The following is a 21,800-nucleotide window of genomic DNA, read 5'->3' as shown; positions in this document are numbered from 1 at the left end:
AATAAAGTATACAAGTAACGATTTCGTTTTAAAAAATTGTTTTTTAGATAATTTCAATTAGAATTGCAATTCAATAAGTTATCTAAAAATCATTAAATGAAATCTTTAAAACTAGTAACGCTGATCGTGCTCGGCGCTATCGGGCTGGATGGCTATGCCCAAAACCAGGCAAATATTACACTTCCACTCGGTGGCAATGCTTACAGTTCTTTGCATCAGGACTCAGAAAGAACTTTATCCAACCGGGGGATAGTAAACTGGACCAATCCGAAAGAGTATTTTACAGCATATTTCAGGGTTGCCAAGCCAGGTACAGTTATCGTTTCGATCAATGATAAACCAGTTGTTGACGGGCAATCAATCTTAGAATTTTCTATTAACAATCAAGCTGAAAAAGTAAGTTTCGATGAAAACAAGACTTTCGATGGTAAAATTGGCGAATGGACAATTAAAGATACCGGTTACGTTGCCTTAACCATTAAAGGAGTGAGCAAAAGCGCAAACAAATTTCCTTCCATTGTAAATTTGGCGATTAGCGGATCGGCTGTTGAAGGTAAAACAGCTTATGTTAAAAATAACGAAGGTAATTTCTTTCACTGGGGCCGCCGCGGGCCATCTGTTCACTTAAACTACCTGCAACCCGAAAATGTAAATGCTGAGTGGTATTACAACGAAGTTACCGTGCCAAAAGGTGAAGATATCCTTGGGTCTTATTTTATGGCTAACGGGTTTGGTGAAGGGTATTTCGGCATGCAGGTAAACAGCCCTACAGAAAGACACATTCTGTTTTCGGTTTGGAGTCCTTTCAATACCGACGATCCTAAGAGTATCCCCGATTCGCACAAAATTAAGATGTTAAAGAAAGGCGAAAATGTACACACCGGCGAATTTGGTAACGAAGGTGCAGGCGGACAGAGCTATTTAAATTACATGTGGAAAGCCGGAAATACCTATAAATTTTTATTGCACGGTACACCCGGAAAAGACAGTACCACCACCTATACAGCCTACTTTTTTGCACCTGAAACCAATAAATGGCAATTAATTGCCAGCTTTACCAGGCCACAAACCAAAACTTATTTAAAGCGTTTCCATTCCTTCTTAGAGAATTTTTCACCTGTACAAGGCGATTTATCCAGAAAAGTTTTGTTTAACAACCAATGGATTTGCGATGATAAAGGCGTTTGGACGGAATTAAAATCGGCCAGGTTTACTACAGATAATACCGGTATGAAAGGTTACAGGATGGATTATCAGGGCGGGATTGACAAAGGAGCGTTTTATCTTAAAAATGGTGGTTTTTTTAACGATTATACTTCGCCAAGAAAAGTGTTAAACAGAACGACTGAGGGTAAACGACCAGAAATAGATTTCGGTAAATTACCATAGATATTCAAAATTATTGTGGAATTTTGGTGTTTCATTCATCATCACAATACAGCACAATGGACGGGCAGAACAGAAAAGACATTTATCCGGGATTAGAAGTCGGAATTATTTTGAAGAAAGATCAAAGATCAGGAAACATTACCTACGGTATAGTGAAAGATTTGCTTACTTCATCCACATTCCACTCCAGGGGAATAAAAGTTCGGCTCGAAGATGGCCAGGTAGGCCGTGTAGCTGAGATTGTAGCAGATTAACGGTAGTATTAAAACTTTTATAGCTTAGCATACGTATTATATTTGTAATCAAATTGCAATTAAAGGCTAAAAAAGTAACAAAATAAATTTTGTGTCGTCTATATTTGTATTAACAGTAAATTAATAACATGGTATTATTAAGATTCATTTTCATCACAATATTGGTGCTTTGGCTGATCAGAATGTTGATCAGGTTAGTACTCCCCATGCTGTTTAATAACCTGGCGAGTAAAATGCAGAGTCAGGCTACCGGACAGCAGCAACAAAGAAGGCAAAGACCAGAAGGTTCAATTTCAATCGATTATATGCCGCCAAGGCCCGATCAAAGTAAAACAGATAAACTCGGCGATTTTGTCGATTACGAAGAGATTAAATAATACTAACCCTGAACTTGTTCAGGGTTTTTTGTTTAAGGGAGCTCTGCTACTGATTTTATAACTTGATTTCTGGCGGTTAATAATTTGTGCAGGTAACGTTTCAAAAACAATGAATCTACAGCACGGCCAATTAAACCCATCGGAGATTGGAATGCAAAAATATCTGTCATTTCTGTAAATGTACCTGCAGCGGTGAAGTGGTGTTGATGGTGCAATAGCTTAAACGGCCCTTTCAACATTTCATCAACAAAATAAAAAGGCTTTTTCATTGCCGTAATTTTGTTTGTCATTTTAAAACTTATGGCGAAATGACTGGCCTGCCAGGTAACTTGCTCTCCAAGGTCGATTAAGCCTGTCAGCTTCCCTCCAACAACTTTTTCTTTATAGCTTTTCATCGATTCTGTGTGTAAATCTAAACTTCTTGATAAATCAAAACACTTTTCAATTGGCGCATTAATTTTTGTTTTTAAAATCAGGGTCGACATTATATCTATTTTAAAATGTCTTCAACTGCACACTCAATTGTGGGGTATTTAAATTCAAAGCCACCATTTAACAATACTGTTGGCTTAACCCACCTGCTTTTTAAAATCAGCTCCGTTTCTGTGCCGATAATTTTTGCTCCAATGGCCAATAACCAGGCTGGAGCTGGTAAGCCGAAGCTTATGCCAAAGGTTTTACGGATTTGATGCATTAAAACATGGTTTTTAACCGGATTTGGAGCCGTACAATTAATAATTCCGTTAATTTCTTCATGTTGAAGCAACCATGCTATACTCAAGGCAGCGTCCTGCTCGTGCACCCAGCTTACGTACTGTTCGCCGCTGCCTTGTTTGCCCCCCATACCAGCCTTTACCAGATTAAGCAGCCGTGGAAAAGCACTATCTGTTTTACCCAGCACAATGCCCATTCTTAAAGCAATTTTCCTGGTTTTCGGTGTATTGCTTTCAAAAAAGTAATTTTCCCAGGCTTTACAAACCTCTACTGAAAAACCAGTACCCATTTCGCCATGTATTTCATCCTGGTAACGGTCTTCGGCGTGGCGATATATGGTTGCAGAAGTAATATTGATCCAAAGTTTAGGTGGATTTTCCATTTGATGAATCACTTCGCCCAGCAAAGCAGTTGGTTGCAATCGTGATTGGATAATTTCTTCCTTGTTTTTGGGCGTATATCTGCAGTTTACATTTTTGCCGCAAAGGTTTACAAGCAGGTCGGCATTTTGGAGCGCACTGGCCCATTCGCCTGCTGTCCTTCCATCCCAAACTATCGTTTTAATATTACCCTTTGCAGGCTGGGCTTTCCGTGAAAGGATTACAATTTCATTAGTTATAGGGGCGAAATGTTTGGCCAGTACCTGACCTAAATAACCATTGCCACCAGCCAGAACAATTTTGCTGTATTTCATCATTTTAGAATACTAAGATTAAGACCAGAACAATTAAACGGTAAAGCACCCAGGTTATACTCATGGTTAAGCCCAGGTTTAAAATGCTGCTGCGGCGGAGGTGTTCGATAAACATGATTCCGGCTACCATTAAAAAATAAAGCATAAATAGTATAGGATTGAGTTGAAAGTAATGAGAAACAACAAGTGCAGGCAAAAGCAAAAGTGAACCTGCAAAAGAAATAGTCATCATATTACCCAGATAGTCCCAAAGTTTATCTTTCCGGTAAAAGAGCATAATGATTCCCTGAAAAAATATTTGGCTGCCACAAATCAAGTATTCGCGATAACTGCTACCCAAAGGCACAAAGTGGGTTAACAGACCGGCATAGGCAGTTAAAATATAAGCCGTAACCAGCCAGGTAAAAAGTAAATAAACCAGCCGATATTGGATTTTAAAACTAGGCTGTATGGTATTTGCTTTAATTTTTGCCGGGATAATCACCTTTCTGTTGTAAGAAATAAAGGCATAAAACCGCTGCATGACATAAACAAAGGGGCCAAATGAGAATAGTTTTTTAAATATTGGCAGAGCATGGCCGATAATTTTAAACAAGCTTTGGATGCCATAAGTTACCTCGCCAGTTTGCGTGTTCACCAGGGCAATTTCATTGGCTGCACGTTGCCTGTCAACCAGCGGACAAATATTAGCAGGCATGCTTTGATAAGCTTCACGACCATTTTTATCCAGCATACCAGTTTTAATAAACGTTTTGGTATAGGCGTAACACATGGGGCATTCATTATCAAAGAGGATGATGTGATTTTGGAGTGTTTTCATTTTCTTTAAATTTTAGTATTTTCAGTAAAAACTGAAAGTTATGTTTAAAAAATAAAGCCGAACTTAAGTGTAAGGCATTTTAAGGGTTAGGGTTTAACACTTGGTGCTTAATCGTGAGCGTTTAGGATGAATATGTCTTGATACTTAATACTCACTACTTAATACTTACTACTTGATACTTACTACTCCAATCTCATATCTCACATCTAGCATCTCTATTTAAACACCTTCAATATCGATCCCCAGAACCAGTTTTCTTCCGCTTTGAGCATGGTTTCCAAAGTTTTATCAACATTGCCTGCCAGTTTGTTTATATCTGTAATCGATTTTTTGAAAGTCTTAAATTCAGGGTCTTTATCGTCTCCATCAACATTGGAGAGCTCGTTTAAAACTTTCAAAACAGGCTCCAACTCTCTTTTTTTACGCTCTTTGGCCACCTGGCGTGCAATATTCCATACATCTTTATCTGCAAAAAAATATTCCTTACGCTCGCCGGCTTTGTGTTGTTTTTCAATCAATCCCCAGCCAATTAAATCGCGGAGGGTCATGTTGGCATTCCCTCTTGAGATACTCAGCGTTTCCATAATTTCTTCCGTAGTAAGCGCTTCGGCAGAAATTAGCAATAAAGCATGAACTTGTGCCATGGTGCGGTTAATGCCCCATTCTGAGCCCAGTTTACCCCAGGCTTCTATGAATTTTAATTTTGCTGCTGCTAATTCCATACACAAAGATATAATGTTTTATTAAACTTTCAAAAATTATTGAAAGTTTATTTATTTTGAACTTTAGCGCTATCCCGTTGCAACTGATCTAAAACACCCTGCCAGCTTTGTTCTTTACCATTTACTGATTGAAGTACACTGAGTAAACTCTGGTCAAAGTATACGGCTAACCTGATTACGGGTAGTGCTAAATCTGGTTTAAACATGGTTCCAGGAGCAAATCCCGCTTCGTTATTCTTCGCCCGGTCGCGGTCGAACTTTACTTTAGTATGTACATATTCTTCATGTTGCTGTTCTCCCTTTACATAAGGCATTAGCCAGTTAACCGATTTGCGGATCGATGATCCTTTTGGCGATTCGTAGGTGTAAAAATTAGTTCCTTTTGCCCGATCGATGATAATGGCCAGCTTAAGCATGGGTTCTAAATCGTAAATGTGGTAATGCATGGCATCGCGCTCTTTGAAATCGAGGCTCGTGCCATCAGGGTACAAATTAATATTGATGTGGCTTTTAAGGTTTTCGATAGTCCAGATAATAAAATCAGCATTGTTTAATGCGTAACCAATTTCACCAACTACTTTTAAGCGGTGGGCATTCCAGTTGTTAATGGCTGTGCCCTTTCCCGCTTTCATGCGTTTGCTGTTAATTTCTGTCAACGCTGTTTCGCTAAGCCACTTTTCAATTGTACTTTTGGCGGCAGGCTCTATGTCAGCTTTAATCAGATCGTAGGCCTCTACTGCTTTATCCAGATTGGTATCATCAATTGGATCGCCGTTAGGCCGGTTAATCTTTGCCCAGGCTTCAAGAAATTCTACACATTTGTGGAGATATTTTTGATCACCGCTTAAACGGTACTGTAAAGCCAAGGCAAACATCTTGTTCATATCGGCTAATGCCTGCCGCGTACGTTCTTTTTTAGGATTGCCTTTTAATAAACCTTCCGTGCGGATGGTATCAACAGGATTAGGCTGCTCAGCAAGGCAGTTTGAAGCATTTTTTGCAAAGTCTGCATATAGTTTCCCGGTTTCGGGGTTGCTTTTGATCTGTTTTTTAAGGTTTTTAATTTCATTGGCATTTAAGCTTACCACCTGCGAAAATGCAGTAAAAGCCAAACCCAGTAGTACGATTGTAGCAGCAAACTTTCTCATATTTAAATACATTGAATTTTTATTCTCTTCTACAAATCTAGTTTTTATTCGCGTTGCATTTAATTTATTACTTTTTTATACCGCCCATTTTTTTATTTTTGACGTTCGTTTAAACTTAAACAAACCTTAATGAATAACTGGTTTAATAAAAATGGCATACACCTGGCCATTATTGCATTTTTTGTAGTCATTACGTTTGCCTACTTCAGTCCTGTTTTGCAGGGTAAAGCGCCACAACAAGGCGATGTTTTGCAGGCAAAAGCCATGCAGAAAGAAATTATGGATATTAAGGAAAAAGATGGTAAAGGACCTCTTTGGACTAACCAGATGTTTGGCGGTATGCCAGCTTATCAAATCTGGGTGCAATATCCATTAAATATTACCACTTATGGTATCGATGTGATAAAAGGTGTGTTTCCTGATCCTGTTGGAACGGTTTTACTTTACCTTTTGGGTGCTTATTTATTATTCTGTGTATTAAAAATAAATCCATGGCTTGCTGCGGCAGGTGCCATTGCTTTTGCGTTTACTTCGTATAACTTCATTATAATTGCCGCCGGGCATAGCAACAAGGCGTTGGCCATCGGTTTCTTTGCGCCTATTTTGGCTGCCATTATTCTTACACTCAGAGGGCGTTATTTGGTTGGAGGCAGCTTGCTGGCTTTGTTTATGGCTTTAGAGATCCGCTCTAACCACATCCAAATGACCTACTACCTGTTTATGGCATTGGCTATTTTAGCCGGTATTGAATTGTATCATGCCATTAAAGCCAAACAGTTAGCAACCTTTGGTAAGGCTATCGCATATATTGTGGCCGGTATATTTTTATCGGTACTGGTAAATGCAGGTACTTTGTGGACCACCTATCAGTATGGTAAAGAAACCATCCGTGGTAAGTCGAACTTAACAACTGATAAGGCAGAGCCTTCAAACGGTCTTGATAAAGAATATGCTTACCAGTGGAGCCAGGGTATTGGCGAAAGTTTCTCTTTCTTAATCCCTAACATTTATGGTGGAGCAAGTAGTATCGACGAAATCATTAAACCTGAAAGCAATACTTATAAAGCCGTTGAAAAAAATCTTTCTGGTGTAGATCCACGTCAGGCAATTGGTTACGTGGCGCAAAACCTTGGAACCAACCAGTACTGGGGTAATAAACCAGGTACGGCAGGCCCGTATTATTTTGGAGCCATTATCTGTTTCCTTTTTGTGTTCGGCTTATTTATCGTTAAGCACCGCTGGAAATGGTGGATTTTAGGAACGAGTATCTTATTGATGTTCCTTTCTTTCGGAAGTAATTTACCGTTCATTTCAGATATTTTCTTCGATTACCTGCCTGGTTACAATAAATTCAGAGCGGTAGAATCCATTTTGGCAGTTGTGGGCTTCCTGGTTCCGTTACTGGCTATTTTGGCCATTAAAGAGGCACAAGAAGGAAAATATGATCAGAAATATCTGGTTCAGCGTTTAACCTGGTCGGCAGGTATTACAGGCGGCTTTGCCTTGATAATTGCTGTTATGCCTACTGCATTTTTCAGTTTTACACAAGCCAACCAGGCACAGGTATTAGATGCATTAACGCAAACCTTACAAAATAACAGAGGTGCAGCAATGGAAATTTTAAATGCTATTGTTGCTGATCGTGTTGCTTTGGCTCGTGCAGATGCTTTGCGTACTTTGTTGTTTATCGCCATTGGTTTTGGTATTATCTGGGCATTTATCACCAAAAAAATGAACATGCAACTGGCTTTTGGTCTTTTGGCTTTGTTTGTTTTAATCGATTTATGGCAGGTAGACCGTCGCTATCTAAACAATCAGAATTTTGTTAATAAATCTGATCTGGCCAGCCACTATCAGCCACGTGATGTAGATAATTTTATTTCAGCTGATAAAGATCCAAACTTCCGTGTTTTCGATTTATCGTTGGGCGATCCGTTTAAGAGTGCCGAAACTTCTTATTTCCATAAAACGGTTGGTGGTTTCCACTCAGCAAGGTTAAAACGTTTCCAGGAGCTGGTAGATCAACAAATGACCAAAAGCATCAATCAGGATGTGCTGGATATGTTAAATACCAAATACATCATTACACAGGATCCTCAAAACGGATCGTACAAAATGCAGCGCAATGCTACTGCTGCAGGTAATGCCTGGTTTGTGCAAAGTGTGCAGTTTGCTAAAAATGCCGATGAGGAAATGAAAGCCATCAGCAGTTTTGACGCAAAAAAAGAAGCGATTGTGGATGAAAGTTTCAAAGGTTTAATTGATACCAAACGTTTAGGTACCGGTCAGGAAGGCTTTATTCGTTTAACCACCTACAATCCTGATCATTTAACTTACGAATACTCTTCGGCTAAAGATGTAATTGCCGTTTTCTCTGAGATTTATTACAAAGAAGGCTGGAAAATGTATATTGATGGTGTTGAAAAACCATATTTCAGAGCTGATTACGTTTTACGTGCAGCACAACTGGAGGCAGGTAACCATAAACTCGAATTTATTTTCCATCCAACTGCTTACTACGCAGGTGAGAAAATTTCATTGGCAGGTTCCATCCTGTTATTGGCCGGTTTAGGTTTCGGTTTTTATAACGAAGAAAAGAAGAAAAAGAAAGCCACTCAGGCTAAGGCTTAAGCCTTAGCCATGAATTTTCAAGCCCCATAGGATTTTAATCTTATGGGGCTTTTTTGTTAATAACAAATCTTATTTCTCAGAATAACCAGCAATTTAACAATTAACCAGTTTATACAATTAACCACTTTTAACATCCTTTATCAGATTGGATAATAATTTAACAATGACGTAACATTTGTTTGATAAACAGCGTCTTACCTTTGTATTGTAAATCAGATGATATGTTGGAATCATTTTTTGCCGTGTGTTTGTTAATTGTTGTACTTTATTTCTTTAGCCCCTTTGAGGTAAAACTCGATGAGGAAGAGGAGTGGTAGAACAGTAAACGTATTTCCGAACTGCTTAAACCAAGCGGTAATAAGATTCCTCCCCCTAAAATTTCCCGTTTATGAATAAAAGAAATGTTGATGTAGTCGTAATCTCCGACGTGCATTTGGGCACCTATGGCTGCCATGCTAAAGAGCTTTTGAAGTACCTTAAAAGCATTAAACCCAAAACATTGATTTTAAATGGTGATATTATCGATATCTGGCAATTCAGTAAAAGTTACTGGCCCGAATCGCACATGAAAGTGATCCGTAAGCTGATGAAATTCGTTTCAGAAGGTGTACAGGTGCATTACTTAACCGGCAATCATGATGAAATGCTTCGGAAATTTGATGGTATGGAAATGGGAACCTTTCATTTGCAGAATAAATTGATCTTGGAGCTGGATGGGAAAAAAGCCTGGTTTTTCCATGGCGATGTTTTCGATGTAACCATGCAGCACTCCAAATGGCTGGCTAAGTTGGGGGCAGTAGGTTACGATACCCTGATCCTGATTAACAGTTTTGTAAACTGGGTGCTTACGGCTTTCGGCAGGGAAAAGATGAGTTTCTCTAAAAAAGTGAAGGCTAAGTTTAAAGACGCCGTTAAATTCATCAATAGCTTTGAGCAAACAGCTGCAGAACTGGCGATCGAGAAAGGCTATCAGTATGTGGTTTGCGGACATATCCATCAGGCAGAAAAAAGGGAGATTACTGCCGAAGCAGGAAGTGTTACTTATTTGAACAGTGGTGATTGGGTAGAAAGTTTAACGGCTTTAGAGTACGAAAATCAAAACTGGACTATTTTTAAATATGAGCACCAGCATTTTACCAAAGATGAATTGGATGAAGGACTACTATCTGATGCCGAAGATTTAAAGAGTAAACTGGATATAAATATTCTTTTACAGAATATAAAATATGAAATTGCCCAATAATTTTAGATATTCGGGCATAAATGAAGATACTTTACGCGATACAGGGCACCGGTAACGGTCATATCAGCAGAGCAAGAGAAATTATTCCTTTGCTTCAAAAATATGGTGAACTGGATATTTTAGTGAGTGGTACACAGGCCGATGTTAAACTCAGTCAGCCGGTAAAATACCAGTTGCATGGTTTTAGCTTTATTTTTGGTAAGAAAGGTGGGGTTGACCATTATAAAACCTGGCTAAACATGAATCTTTTCCGTTTCAGGAAAGACATGAAAACACTTCCTTTAAAAGATTATAACCTCATAGTTAACGATTTTGAACCGGTAAGTGCCTGGGCTTGCAAACTGCAGGGTATTGAAAGTGTGTCGTTAAGTCATCAGGCAGCTTTTAAATCGAAAAAAGTACCCCGCCCTAAAACTTTAGACTGGGGCAAACTGATTTTAAGCCGTTATGCACCTACCAAATACCATATTGGCTTCCATTTCGATCGTTACGATAGTTTTATCCATACCCCGGTAATCAGGGCCGAGATCAGAAACCTGGAAAGTGTAAATTTAGGGCATTATACCGTATACCTTCCGGCTATTGATGATAAACGTCTGGTAAAACTTTTTACCCAAATCCCGAATGTGAAATGGGAAGTTTTTTCTAAACACAGCAAAGTAGCTTATCAGGAAGGCAATGTTTTTGTAGAACCTGTAAACAACGAAAAATTCAATAAAAGCTTAGCCAGCTGCGAAGGCTTATTTACCGGTGGTGGTTTTGAAGGACCAGCCGAGGCGCTTTATTTAAAGAAAAAGCTGCTTGTAGCCCCTATGCGCTTTCAGTTTGAACAGCAATGCAATGCCTATGCTTTAAAGCAGTTTGGCTTACCCGTTATCTGGGGGAGCACCCGCAACTGGTTACCCATTGTTAAAAACTGGGTCGAAAACCCTCAAAAGCACGAATTTGATTTTCCGGATGAAACTGCGCAGATTATTGATGACATGGTGAAGAAATACGCGAGAATTTAGTATTCCGCTTTGGTCTTTAAGCTTTAGTCTTTCCGCTTTTAGCTCTAGTCTTTATGCTTTTAGCTGTACTCTTAAATTATTTTCTTTACTTTGCCTAATCGTTAAAAAGGCATGATTAATCAGTTTCGAAAGCTAAATCCAGTTAACCTCATATTTTTGCTGGCCTACACATTTTTTATGCGTGTGGCTATTTTTTATGAAACCCCGGCGCATTTAAATTTCGATTTTCTGGAGCCCTTTGCAAGGTTGTTAATCAATGTAGATCTCGACAATGCTTTTACTGCACAAACCAATATTTTTATTGCCGCAGTGTTGGTTTATGTTCAGGCTTTAATCTTTAATCGGATTGTTAATAATCACAATTTATTGGGTAAACCAAGCTTTCTGCCCGGTTTAATGTTCGTAACCGGAACCAGTTTGTTTATGCCCTTCATGACTTTGAACCCGGCATTGATTTGTAATTTCCTCCTGATCTGGATTATCGATAAGTTTTTGAAACTGGGTAAAAGTGCCAATTCGATTAACACTGTTTTCGATATCGGGATGATTATTGCCATTGGTACACTGGTGTATTTTCCTTTTATGGGCATGTTGCTCATGATATTTTTAGCCTTGCTCCTGTTCAGGTCTTTTAACTGGCGCGAATGGGTTGCGGGATTGGTCGGTTTTATAACCGTATTCTTTTTTCTGGCGGTATTTTACTATTGGAAAGATAATTTGAGTTCTTTTTATCAAATCTGGAAACCACTAGGGAATAAGTTTCCATCTGTGTTTAAAATCAACTATAACGATTATCTGGTACTTATTCCGGTTGCGATTATCATTATTCTGGCATCGTTGCAGCTGCGCGAAAATTTCTTCAGAAGCTTTATCAGTACACGAAAAAGTTTTCAATTGCTTTTTTTTATGTTTATTGTTTCTATTGCCAGTTTTTACCTTAAACCCAATTTCCGTACCTGGCATTTTTTGCTCTGTGTACCACCGGGCGCAGTACTCTTGGCTTACTATTTTAGCAATGCCAAAAAACGCTGGTTTTACGAAACATTGTTCCTTTTATTTGTGCTTTCGGTACAGTACTTTCTGTTTGTTTAACCTTTTTTAACAAATAACCGGAACGAAACTTGACAAAGATTAATAGCTTTGTGCATGATTTTAGCGTTAAAGCTTTTTTAGGTTTTAATTTGATGGATAGAATTGAGATCTTCGGAATTTCTAATTGTAAATTTGATAAAGGGAAATTTTAAATGCGCACGTTAAGCATTGATATTGGAAATTCAGCAGCTAAAGTGGCTGTTTTTTCAAATAAAGAAATCGTTCACCATCAGCGTTTTAATAAACTGGGTATTATTGATCTGGCTCAGCTGATAGAGAAATTTTCACCAGATAAATCCATCATCAGCAGTGTTAATCAGGAAATTGGCCAGCTTGAAGGATTTTTAAAAAAACATACTGAATATACCCGTTTTTCTACTTTGTTAACCAACGGTGTGCAGAACAGGTATAAAACACCCGCAACTTTAGGATTAGACAGATGGGCTGCTGTGTTGGGTGCAAACGGATTATTCCCGACAGGTGCAAGTTTAATTGTAGATGCGGGTACTTGTATTACATACGATGTTTTAAGTCAGGCGAAAATGTATTTTGGTGGCAGCATAAGCCCCGGCATAAAGATGCGTTTCAGGGCTGTGCACGAGTTTACCGGCCGCCTGCCTTTAGTCGAATGGAATGACCAGGAAGAAATAACAGAGGGAACAGACACACAATCGGCAATTAAAAACGGCGTTTTACAAGGTATAATAAATGAAATTGAAGGCTTTATTGCCCTAAATAATAAAAAAGAAAGTGCTTTGAAGGTAATTATAACGGGTGGCGATGCTAATTTTTTGTATAAGCAATTACAAAACAGCATCTTTGCGCCTCAAATTATAAAAGATCCCTACTTGGTATTAAAAGGATTAAATGAAGCTATTGCAGATTAAAATGTACAAAAGAATAAATTATATTGCAGCCATACTCGTTTTAGTTGGTGGTTTAAGTGCTCAGGCACAGGTTACTACATCATCGCCATATTCAAGATATGGGCTCGGTAATATAAAAGGCTCTTTGTTGCCGCAATTGCGGGCAATGGGTGGTATTTCTACTGCTGTAAACAAAGTAAGCGGGTTTAACTACATCAACATGCAGAATCCTGCATCTTACGCTGGTATCTCGTTAACCACTATCGATATTGGTATGAGTGCTACCGTTAATAACTTAAGCCGTGGCAGTTTAAGCGAGAATACTTTTAACGCTACTTTCAGCCATTTGGCTTTTGCTGCACCAGTAGGTCGGAAATCTGCTTTGAGCTTTGGTATTTTGCCTTATTCAGATTTAGGTTATGCTTACCGCAACACAGTTAAAATCGATACCACTTCAGTTGATCAGCTTTATGAAGGTGAAGGTGGCCTATCGAAAGCATATTTCGGTTATGGCTATCGTTTTGGCGATCATTTAAGAATTGGGGCTAACTTAGAGTATATTTTTGGTAACCTGCAAACTACCCGTTCAACTGAATACAGCAATACTATCGTTGGTGCTTATAATGCCAAACTTCAAAATAAAAACAGTGTTGGTGGTTTAGCTTATTCATACGGTATCCAGTATGATTTTAACGTAGGTAAGAAAACATTGGTAACACTGGGCTATTCGGGCAGTACTTCTGGTAAAGTAAATTCAAGCCAGACTTTTTTTGCTACCCGTTATCTTAGAGATGCAAATGGAAATGAGCAGACCGCATTAGATACTTTGAGCAGAATTGACAAAGGAAAATCGAACCTAACCCTGCCACTAACACATAACTTTGGTATTGCCATTCAGCAAAATGATAAATGGATGATCGGTGCCGATTTTAGAATGAGCAAATGGTCGCAAACTACCATTAATAACGTAAGCCAGGGCTTGCAGGATAGCTGGGGAGCATCTTTAGGTGGCCAGTGGACTCCCGATGCTTATTCTTACAACAGCTATATGAAACGTGTTGATTACCGCTTAGGTTTCAATTACGATAAGACCTATATTCAGGTAAACAATCAGAATATTAAACAAATGGGTGCTTCTTTGGGGTTTGGTTTCCCGCTGCCATCAGCAAACGGAGGTACTGCATTTTATAAAATCAACTTTACAACCGAGGTTGGCCAAAGAGGAACTTTAAACAATAATCTGGTTAAAGAGCAGTACATTAATTTCCATCTGGGCTTTACCTTAAACGATACCTGGTTCCGTAAGTACCGCGTAGATTAATGAAATTGAAAACATTTTTATATGGTCTGTTTCTGGCGTTGCCATTGTTTTTGGCTTCTTGTGGAGACGACGATCTAAAAAATGCCAATTCGGTTTCAGCAGGAAAGGTTACTTTAACCCGCGACCGTACTATCGGTGTCGAAATCATTTACAGTGATTCGGCTAGGGTAAAGGCAAAAGGCTATGCACCCATACTGGATAAGATTACCCCTTCTAATGGAGGTGCTTACCAGGAAATGATTAAAGGTGTAAAGATCGATTTTTATAATCCCCAGGGTACGATAGATGGAAACCTGGTTTGTGATTATGCCATCAGAAAAGATACCGAGCTCAAAACCGAATTCCGCAAAAATGTAGTCGTAAAAAATAGCAAGGGCGATACTTTTTCTTCGCAGGAATTAATCTGGGATGAATCGAAGAAAATTTTTTATTCAACCCAAACAGTTGATATTTTGAGTGTGAACGGAGATTTTACCAGGGCAAAAGATTTTAAAGCCCCTCAGGATTTCAGTACCTATGAAATGGGGCCTGGAACCGGTGAAATTAATTCGAAGGGAACTTTATAGCCGGAGTGGTGGCCCTTAACTTGATATAATGTGGAAGAGATAAAATAGATGATGCATTAAGAAACCATCAAAATACAGTGGTTTTGGAGCCAGCTTTGCAGGCAAATTCAGCGGTCTTCCACCTGCCATTTTACTTCTTCCATTGCACTAATAATTAAGCGTTTGATAAATAAAATTTTGTGTTTTCTTTTTTAACGCAAATTTGTATCTTGCGCCCTCTTAAAAAAGAACTAAATAAATTTATAATTACAATATGGGATTAATGACATTTTTGCGTAACCGTGCAGGCTATATCCTGGTCTTTGCAATCGGTTTTGCAATTGTTGCATTTTTAGTAGGTGATGCAATTAACGTAGGTAAACCTTTTTGGTCTGCAAATCAAAAAGTTGTCGGATCTATTGATGGTAACGAAATCAACATTGATGAGTTCGGTCCAAAGGTTGATCAGGGTGTAAACCAAATGAAACAACAATATGGCGGTAGTGCAAATGCACAAATGACTGCTATGGCTGTAGATCAGGCCTGGAATGCAGAGCTGGCTAAAGTATTGTTAACAAAAGAGTACGATCGTTTAGGTTTAACCGTATCAGAAGATGAATTGTATGATTTATTGCAAGGCCAGAACCCTAGCCCACTAATTAAACAATATTTCTCTAATCCTCAAACCGGACAGTTAGACCGTGTAACCCTGATGAACTTCTTAAAATCAAAAGAACCTCAGGCCTTACAGCAATCTGATATGTTACAGCAGGAGATTAAAAACCAGGCTTTACAAACTAAATATTCTAACTTAATCCGTAATTCGGTTTATGTAACTTCTTTAGAAGCTACAGATGAATATAACAACCGTAACAAACTGGCTAACTTTAAATATGTAAGTTTAGATTATACTTCTATTCCTGATGCATCAGTTAAATTAACTGACGGCGATTTTTCTGAATATTATGATCAAAACAAAGCGCGTTTCAATAATCCAACTGAAACCCGTGCTTTCGAATATGTAACTTTCAGCATTAGCCCAACTAAAGCCGATTCATTGGCGATTAAAGCTCAGGTTGATAAAATTGCTGCAGATTTCCAGGTAGCTAAAAACGATTCACTTTTCGCAGCAATCAATTCTGATGTTAAAGTTCCTTTTACTTACCTTTCAAAAGGTAAATTAGATCCGGCTGTTGATTCTGCAGTATTTGCATTACCGGCAGGCAGTTTCTATGGCCCTAAATTATCAGGTAACTCTTATAAAATCGTAAAAGTTGTAGCCAGCCGTTTCTCTCCTGATTCGGTAAAAGCAAGCCACATCTTAATCGATCCGGCTAAAGTTGGCGGTGAAGATAAAGCAAGCAAATTAGCCGATTCATTAAAAGGCTTAATTCTAAAAGGTGGTGATTTTGCGGAACTGGCTAAAAACTACAGTGTTGATGGTTCAAAAGATAAAGGTGGAGAGCTAGGCACATTTGCACGTGGTGCTATGGTGCCTGAGTTTGAAAATGCTGCTTTTGATGGTAAGGCTGGCGATATTAAAGTAGTTAAATCTCAGTTCGGTTACCATGTAATCAAAATCGAGAAACAAATCGGTTCTTCTAAAGTAGCTAAGCTCGCTTACGTGGAGAAAACATTAGCGGCTAGCAGCAAAACACAAGCAGCAGCTTACAAAGCAGCAAGTAATTTCCTTGCCGATGTAAAAGGTGCTGATTTTGCTAAATTGGCTACCCAAAAAGGTTTAAAAGTTGCTGTTGCCGATAGAGTAGCAGCAACGCAGGGCTTTGCAGCAGGTTTAGATAACCCTCGTAAATTAATTCAGGATGCTTATGCAGCTGATAAAGGTGATGTATTACCTGAAATTTACACCATGAGCAATGCTTATGTAGTGGCACGTTTAACCAATGTTAGCCCTAAAGGTACCCTATCATTAGCTGATGTTAAGAAAGAAATCGAGCCAATGGTGCGCAATGCCGTTAAAGCAAAACAGTTAAAAGAAAAACTGGCTAACGCTGGTAAAGGAAATATCGATCAGGTTGCTGCTAAAGTTGGCCGTCCGGTTAGTCCAGTACAGAACATTGTATTTGCTAACCCTGTAATTCCGGGCGTAGCACAAGAAAATGCTTTGGTTGGTAGCGTATTCGGTTCTCAGCCAGGTAAACTATCTGCTCCTGTTCAGGGCGAGCGTGGTGTATATGTATTCTCAGTTGATGGATTTACAAACCCTGCACCAATTGCCAACATGTTTAAACAAAAAGAAGGTATGTTATTAAGCTTAGGTCAGCGTTCTTTAGGAGCAGCTTTCCAGGCTTTACAAGATAATGCACAGATAAAAGACAATCGTGTGAAATTCTATTAATTAGAAAATACGTAATTTTGTAACCGTTCCGATGATTCGTTGGAACGGTTTTTTTATTTAAGGCCATGGAAATTCAGGAAAACATCATCAATAAAGTAGCAAACAGTGGTTTAATCACCTTAAACCTCGAAGACTTTTATCATAAGGGCGAAAGAGTGCTTTATGATATTGTAGATAATCTTTTTCATGGTTTGATGCTGAAGGAGAAAGACTTTAGGGAGTTTATCAAAAATCACGACTGGGCACAGTACCAGGATAAAAATATAGCCATTATCTGTTCTGCCGATGCCATTGTGCCAACCTGGGCTTATATGCTTTTGGCCAACAGGATGAAACCCTATGCCAATGAGGTGGTGTTTGGTGGATTGGATACTTTGGAGGCTGTATTATTTTCGAAGGCACTGGCTAAAATTAATCTGCAGGATTATGCCAATGAGCGTGTAGTGGTAAAAGGATGTGGCGATCTTGAGATACCTGTTTCTGCTTATGTAGAGGTGACTAACCTGTTAACACCAGTGGTTAAAAGCATCATGTTTGGCGAGCCGTGTTCTACTGTTCCCGTTTATAAACGAAAAGATTAAAAATTGGTTTGCTTTTTGTATATCTTCATGAAGAAAAGAATCTATTTCCTTTTTTAAAGACAATGGTTCTTTTCTGTACACACAAATGAATACAAAAGCGATGAAAAAACTGTTTTTAATAGTCACGGCGGCATTGTGCAGTTTTGCTGCACTGGCGCAGGAGCTCCCCCTCAAGAAAGAAGCTGTATTTCAGGAAGGAGAAGTTTTAACGTATAAACTGCGATATGGTTTTATTACTGCCGCAGAGGCTACCATAAAGGTTGCCAATTCAGATTTAAAATTTGATAACAAGCCTACTTTTAAACTTACCGTAGATGCAGAAACCTCAGGAACATTCGATATCTTTTATAAAATAAGAGACCATTACGACTCTTATATTGATAAAACGGATCTTTTGCCTTATTTCTATCAGGAAAACATCCGCGAAGCCAGTTACCGCAGGCAAGATAAGGCTAGATTTAACCAGGATGGAAAAAAGGTGGTATCGAACAGAGGCACTTTTACCACCCCGACTACTCAGACTTTCGATCTGGTATCGGCCTATTATTTTGCCCGTAGCTTGGATATGAGTAAAATTAAGGTGGGCGATAAATTCAAGTTAAACTATTTTTTGGGCGATGAAATCTCGGCCCTCGAAGTAGAATATATAGGTAAAGAAACAATCAAAAGTAAGCTGGGTAATATCCGCTGTTTAAAATTCAGTCCATCTATTAAGCCGGGCCGGATCTTTAAAAAAGACAGCAGATTGTATCTGTGGGTAACTGATGATGGAAATCGGGTACCCGTAAAAGCGCAGGTAGAAATATTGGTTGGCGCAGTAACCATGGAATTAAAATCGGCCGATGGGCTAAAATACGCTTTAGCAAAAGAGTAATGATGATAGAAGTTGAACAAGTGCTGGTGCACGAGGATGTATTGAAAGAAAACTTTGTTTGTAATTTAAGCAAATGCAAGGGGATTTGTTGTGTGGAAGGCGATTCTGGTGCTCCGCTTGATAATGAGGAGAAAGCGATTTTAGAAGATATTTATCCTAAAATCAAGCATTTGCTAAATGAAAAAGGGATTAAAGCCATAGAAGAGCAAGGCGTTTATGTAGTGGATGAAGATGGTGATCTAACCACTCCCTGCGTAGATAAAAATAAAGAGTGCGCTTATGTGCTTTTTGAAGGAGGAATAACCAAATGCGCCATTGAAAAGGCTTATGAGCAGGGCCTGGTCGATTGGCAGAAACCCATTTCGTGCCATCTGTACCCTATCCGCATTACCAAATATCCGGAATTTGATGTGCTCAATTACGACCGCTGGCACATTTGCCACGATGCCTGCACCTTTGGGCGTGAACTTAAAGTGCCTGTTTACAGTTTTTTAAAAGGACCACTTATCCGCAAGTACGGCGAAGCCTGGTACAAGGAGCTGGAAAGTTCGGTAGCGGCGATGTAGTTTTCATCTATAATAAATATTCACCTTAAAATAGGCTAATTGCTTCTAAACTATTTCATTCACTTTTCGTCTTATGTCACAATTAAGTTGTTTCTTGACGAAAACTAGCTTATTTTAGCCAACTGAAAATCATTTAATAACTGTGAAAAAAATATTGATCACTGGTGGAGCGGGCTTTATTGGCTCTCATGTAGTTCGCCGTTTCGTTAATAACTACCCTCAATATGAGATTGTAAACTTAGACAAATTAACCTATGCAGGTAATCTGGCTAATTTAACCGATATCGAAAATAAACCAAATTACAGGTTTGTAAAAGAAGATATTACAGATGCTCAGGCGATTGATGCGCTTTTCGAAACCGAAAATTTTGATGCCGTAATTCATTTAGCCGCAGAAAGCCATGTAGATCGTTCTATTTCTGACCCAACCGCTTTTGTAATGACAAATGTGATTGGTACGGTAAATTTATTAAATGCAGCCAGGGCTTATTGGAAAGGTAGCTATGACCAGAAACGTTTCTACCATGTAAGTACCGATGAGGTTTATGGTGCCTTAGGTGAAGAAGGCATGTTTACCGAAAGTACCTCGTACGATCCACATAGCCCATATTCGGCTTCAAAAGCCAGTTCTGATCATTTTGTGCGTGCCTACCACGATACCTATGGTATGGATTGTGTAATTTCTAACTGTTCAAACAATTATGGTTCACATCATTTTCCTGAGAAACTGATCCCGCTAGCCATTAACAATATTAAAAATAATAAGCCTGTACCCGTTTATGGTAAAGGCGAAAATGTGCGCGACTGGTTATGGGTTGAAGATCATGCCCGTGCCATTGATGTGATTTTCCATAACTCGAAAACCGGCGATACCTACAATATTGGCGGCCATAACGAATGGAAAAATATTGACCTGATTAACTTGTTGTGTACCATCATGGATGAAAAGTTAGGTCGCGAAAAGGGTGAATCGGCTAAACTGATTACCTATGTAACTGACCGTGCTGGGCACGATTTGCGTTATGCCATCGATTCTACGAAGCTCCAGGAGCAGTTAGACTGGGTACCAAGTTTACAGTTTGAAGAAGGTCTGGCTAAAACGGTTGACTGGTACTTACAAAACGAAGACTGGTTAAACAATGTAACCTCGGGTAACTATCAATCTTATTACGAACAACAGTACAGCCATAAATAATGGAAATAGAACAAACAGGATTAAAAGACTGTCTGATTATTAAACCCCGGGTATTTGAAGATGCCAGAGGCTATTTTTTTGAAAGCTTTAATCAAAATACCTTTGAAGAGAAAACCGGCTTATCTGGCCGATTCGTTCAGGATAACCAATCTTATTCTTCCTATGGGGTAATCAGGGGCTTGCATGCACAAACAGGAGAATTTGCACAGGCCAAATTGGTGCGTGTAACCAAAGGCGAGGTACTGGATGTTGCAGTTGATGTGCGCCCAAGTTCGCCAACTTATGGCAAACATGTTGCCGTGCGTTTAAGTGCTGAAAATAAGCTTCAGTTATATATTCCGAGAGGTTTTGTGCATGGCTTCTCCGTACTGAGTGAAACTGCTGAGTTTTTATATAAATGCGATAATTTTTTCAATAAAGCTTCAGAAACTGGAGTGATTTATAACGATGCTGATTTGAATATTGACTGGTTAATCCCGGAAGGTGATCAGGAAGTATCTGAAAAAGATCTGCTTTTAAAACCTTTTTCTGCATTACAGCATATATGAGTAAAATATTAGTAATTGGAGCAGGTGGTCAGCTTGGCCAATGCCTGAAAATTGTAGCTGAACGTAGGGAAATTACTGAAATTGTTTTCCCGGCTGAGCAGGATGCCAATATTTTAGATGAGGCTGTGCTTCAAGCGCTTCTGGCAAAAGAACAACCTGCTTTCGTAATTAACTGTGCTGCGTATACCGCGGTAGATAAAGCAGAAGATGAAGTTGAGTTAGCTAAAGCCATCAATGAAACTGGCGCAGGTTACCTGGCATCAGCTTGCGCTGCAATTGGCGCAACTTTGGTGCATATTTCTACTGATTTTGTTTTTGAAGGCAATGCAGTAAAACTTTTGACAGAAGATGATGAGGCTAAACCCATCAATGTTTATGGTGTAACTAAACTGGATGGAGAAAAGGCTGTTGCAGCTATTTTGCCTGCTCATTTTATTATCCGTACCAGCTGGCTATATTCAGAGTATGCCAATAACTTTGTTAAAACCATGCTGAAGCTGGGTGCTGAACGGGATGAGCTGAATATTATAGCCGATCAGATAGGTACACCAACTTACGCCATAGATCTGGCTAATGCCATCTATGATATCATCGAATCTGGTCAAAAAGATTATGGTATTTACCACTACAGCAATGAAGGGGTAACGTCATGGTTCGATTTTGCAACTGCCATATTTGATATTAGTAAAACGCAGGTTAAGGTAAATCCAATTCCAGGATCAGCTTATCCTACTAAAGCTATCCGGCCTCCATTTTCAGTGATGGATAAATCCAAAATAAAAAGTACATTTAAAATCAAGATTCCTTACTGGAGAGATAGTTTGATTGCATGTATAGCCAAGCTCAATTAG

Annotated in this window: 22 protein-coding genes; 17 read left to right on the top strand and 5 right to left on the bottom strand. The window is 39.0% G+C overall.

The window, feature by feature from the left end; translation table 11 throughout:
- Positions 1–96 precede the first annotated feature (96 nt).
- The 3 genes from OC25_RS11390 (at position 97) to OC25_RS11380 (ending at position 2,020) form a co-directional block, all read left to right on the top strand.
- Positions 97–1,389 (top strand): DUF3472 domain-containing protein, encoded by a 1,293-nt coding sequence (locus OC25_RS11390; protein ID WP_039475948.1) that lies wholly within the window; start codon positions 97–99, stop codon positions 1,387–1,389.
- A 56-nt stretch (positions 1,390–1,445) separates the two neighbouring features.
- The gene (locus OC25_RS11385; protein WP_039475946.1) at positions 1,446–1,643 is read left to right on the top strand and encodes a YwbE family protein; all 198 of its coding nucleotides are present in this window, start codon (positions 1,446–1,448) and stop codon (positions 1,641–1,643) included.
- A 128-nt stretch (positions 1,644–1,771) separates the two neighbouring features.
- Positions 1,772–2,020 carry a DUF4834 family protein gene (locus OC25_RS11380; protein ID WP_039475943.1) on the top strand — a complete coding sequence of 83 codons (249 nt, stop codon included), beginning with the start codon at positions 1,772–1,774 and terminating at the stop codon, positions 2,018–2,020.
- Between the two features lie 32 nt (positions 2,021–2,052).
- Here the strand turns inward: OC25_RS11380 and OC25_RS11375 are convergent, their stop codons facing one another.
- The 5 genes from OC25_RS11375 to OC25_RS11355 all read right to left on the bottom strand — a co-directional run bounded on the left by OC25_RS11375 (position 2,053) and on the right by OC25_RS11355 (position 6,118).
- Entirely contained in the window at positions 2,053–2,505 is a 453-nt protein-coding gene (locus OC25_RS11375; RefSeq protein ID WP_039475940.1) for an SRPBCC family protein, read from the bottom strand.
- Between the two features lie 5 nt (positions 2,506–2,510).
- Positions 2,511–3,431 carry a TIGR01777 family oxidoreductase gene (locus tag OC25_RS11370; protein WP_245221970.1) on the bottom strand — a complete coding sequence of 307 codons (921 nt, stop codon included), beginning with the start codon at positions 3,429–3,431 and terminating at the stop codon, positions 2,511–2,513.
- Position 3,432: 1 nt separating this feature from the next.
- Positions 3,433–4,248 (bottom strand): thiol-disulfide oxidoreductase DCC family protein, encoded by an 816-nt coding sequence (locus OC25_RS11365; protein ID WP_039475935.1) that lies wholly within the window; start codon positions 4,246–4,248, stop codon positions 3,433–3,435.
- Positions 4,249–4,463: 215 nt separating this feature from the next.
- Positions 4,464–4,970, bottom strand: coding sequence for a GbsR/MarR family transcriptional regulator (locus OC25_RS11360; protein WP_039475933.1), 507 nt, complete (start codon positions 4,968–4,970; stop codon positions 4,464–4,466).
- Between the two features lie 47 nt (positions 4,971–5,017).
- Positions 5,018–6,118, bottom strand: a complete 1,101-nt coding sequence (locus OC25_RS11355) for an alginate lyase family protein (protein WP_167335391.1) — start codon at positions 6,116–6,118, stop codon at positions 5,018–5,020.
- Between the two features lie 129 nt (positions 6,119–6,247).
- Here OC25_RS11355 and OC25_RS11350 point away from each other — a divergent pair, with 129 nt between their 5' ends.
- The 14 genes from OC25_RS11350 (at position 6,248) to rfbD (ending at position 21,800) form a co-directional block, all read left to right on the top strand.
- Positions 6,248–8,749 (top strand): YfhO family protein, encoded by a 2,502-nt coding sequence (locus OC25_RS11350; RefSeq protein ID WP_039475928.1) that lies wholly within the window; start codon positions 6,248–6,250, stop codon positions 8,747–8,749.
- A 388-nt stretch (positions 8,750–9,137) separates the two neighbouring features.
- Positions 9,138–9,992 (top strand): UDP-2,3-diacylglucosamine diphosphatase, encoded by an 855-nt coding sequence (locus OC25_RS11345; RefSeq protein WP_039475925.1) that lies wholly within the window; start codon positions 9,138–9,140, stop codon positions 9,990–9,992.
- A gap of 20 nt (positions 9,993–10,012) precedes the next feature.
- Positions 10,013–11,002, top strand: coding sequence for a glycosyltransferase family protein (locus tag OC25_RS11340; protein ID WP_039475922.1), 990 nt, complete (start codon positions 10,013–10,015; stop codon positions 11,000–11,002).
- 111 nt (positions 11,003–11,113) lie between these two features.
- A complete protein-coding gene (locus OC25_RS11335; protein ID WP_039475920.1) occupies positions 11,114–12,094 on the top strand; it encodes a DUF6427 family protein in 981 nt (326 codons plus the stop codon).
- Between the two features lie 152 nt (positions 12,095–12,246).
- Positions 12,247–12,981 (top strand): type III pantothenate kinase, encoded by a 735-nt coding sequence (locus tag OC25_RS11330; RefSeq protein WP_039475916.1) that lies wholly within the window; start codon positions 12,247–12,249, stop codon positions 12,979–12,981.
- Positions 12,962–14,281 (top strand): BamG family beta-barrel-assembly machinery protein, encoded by a 1,320-nt coding sequence (gene bamG / locus OC25_RS11325; protein WP_039475912.1) that lies wholly within the window; start codon positions 12,962–12,964, stop codon positions 14,279–14,281. Before OC25_RS11330 ends, bamG begins: the two co-directional genes overlap by 20 nt.
- Positions 14,281–14,847, top strand: coding sequence for a hypothetical protein (locus OC25_RS11320; RefSeq protein WP_039475910.1), 567 nt, complete (start codon positions 14,281–14,283; stop codon positions 14,845–14,847). Before bamG ends, OC25_RS11320 begins: the two co-directional genes overlap by 1 nt.
- A gap of 253 nt (positions 14,848–15,100) precedes the next feature.
- Complete coding sequence (locus OC25_RS11315) at positions 15,101–17,185, top strand: peptidylprolyl isomerase (RefSeq protein WP_039475907.1); 2,085 nt, start codon at positions 15,101–15,103, stop codon at positions 17,183–17,185.
- Positions 17,186–17,250: 65 nt separating this feature from the next.
- Positions 17,251–17,766: a DUF2480 family protein gene (locus OC25_RS11310; RefSeq protein WP_039475904.1), complete on the top strand. Its 516-nt coding sequence runs from the start codon at positions 17,251–17,253 to the stop codon at positions 17,764–17,766.
- A 100-nt stretch (positions 17,767–17,866) separates the two neighbouring features.
- Complete coding sequence (locus OC25_RS11305; RefSeq protein ID WP_039476033.1) at positions 17,867–18,640, top strand: DUF3108 domain-containing protein; 774 nt, start codon at positions 17,867–17,869, stop codon at positions 18,638–18,640.
- A 2-nt stretch (positions 18,641–18,642) separates the two neighbouring features.
- Positions 18,643–19,206, top strand: coding sequence for a DUF3109 family protein (locus tag OC25_RS11300; protein ID WP_039475901.1), 564 nt, complete (start codon positions 18,643–18,645; stop codon positions 19,204–19,206).
- A gap of 142 nt (positions 19,207–19,348) precedes the next feature.
- On the top strand, positions 19,349–20,401 hold the full coding sequence (gene rfbB / locus OC25_RS11295) for a dTDP-glucose 4,6-dehydratase (protein WP_039475896.1): 1,053 nt from the start codon (positions 19,349–19,351) through the stop codon (positions 20,399–20,401).
- The gene (rfbC, locus tag OC25_RS11290; RefSeq protein WP_039475893.1) at positions 20,401–20,949 is read left to right on the top strand and encodes a dTDP-4-dehydrorhamnose 3,5-epimerase; all 549 of its coding nucleotides are present in this window, start codon (positions 20,401–20,403) and stop codon (positions 20,947–20,949) included. Before rfbB ends, rfbC begins: the two co-directional genes overlap by 1 nt.
- Positions 20,946–21,800 carry a dTDP-4-dehydrorhamnose reductase gene (rfbD, locus tag OC25_RS11285; protein ID WP_039475890.1) on the top strand — a complete coding sequence of 285 codons (855 nt, stop codon included), beginning with the start codon at positions 20,946–20,948 and terminating at the stop codon, positions 21,798–21,800. The genes rfbC and rfbD overlap by 4 nt, the downstream gene beginning before the upstream one ends.

Source organism: Pedobacter kyungheensis (assembly GCF_000812965.1).
Taxonomy (GTDB): domain Bacteria; phylum Bacteroidota; class Bacteroidia; order Sphingobacteriales; family Sphingobacteriaceae; genus Pedobacter; species Pedobacter kyungheensis.
Note: the sequence above shows the minus strand (reverse complement) of the source record. Positions and strands in the feature narration are given on the sequence as shown.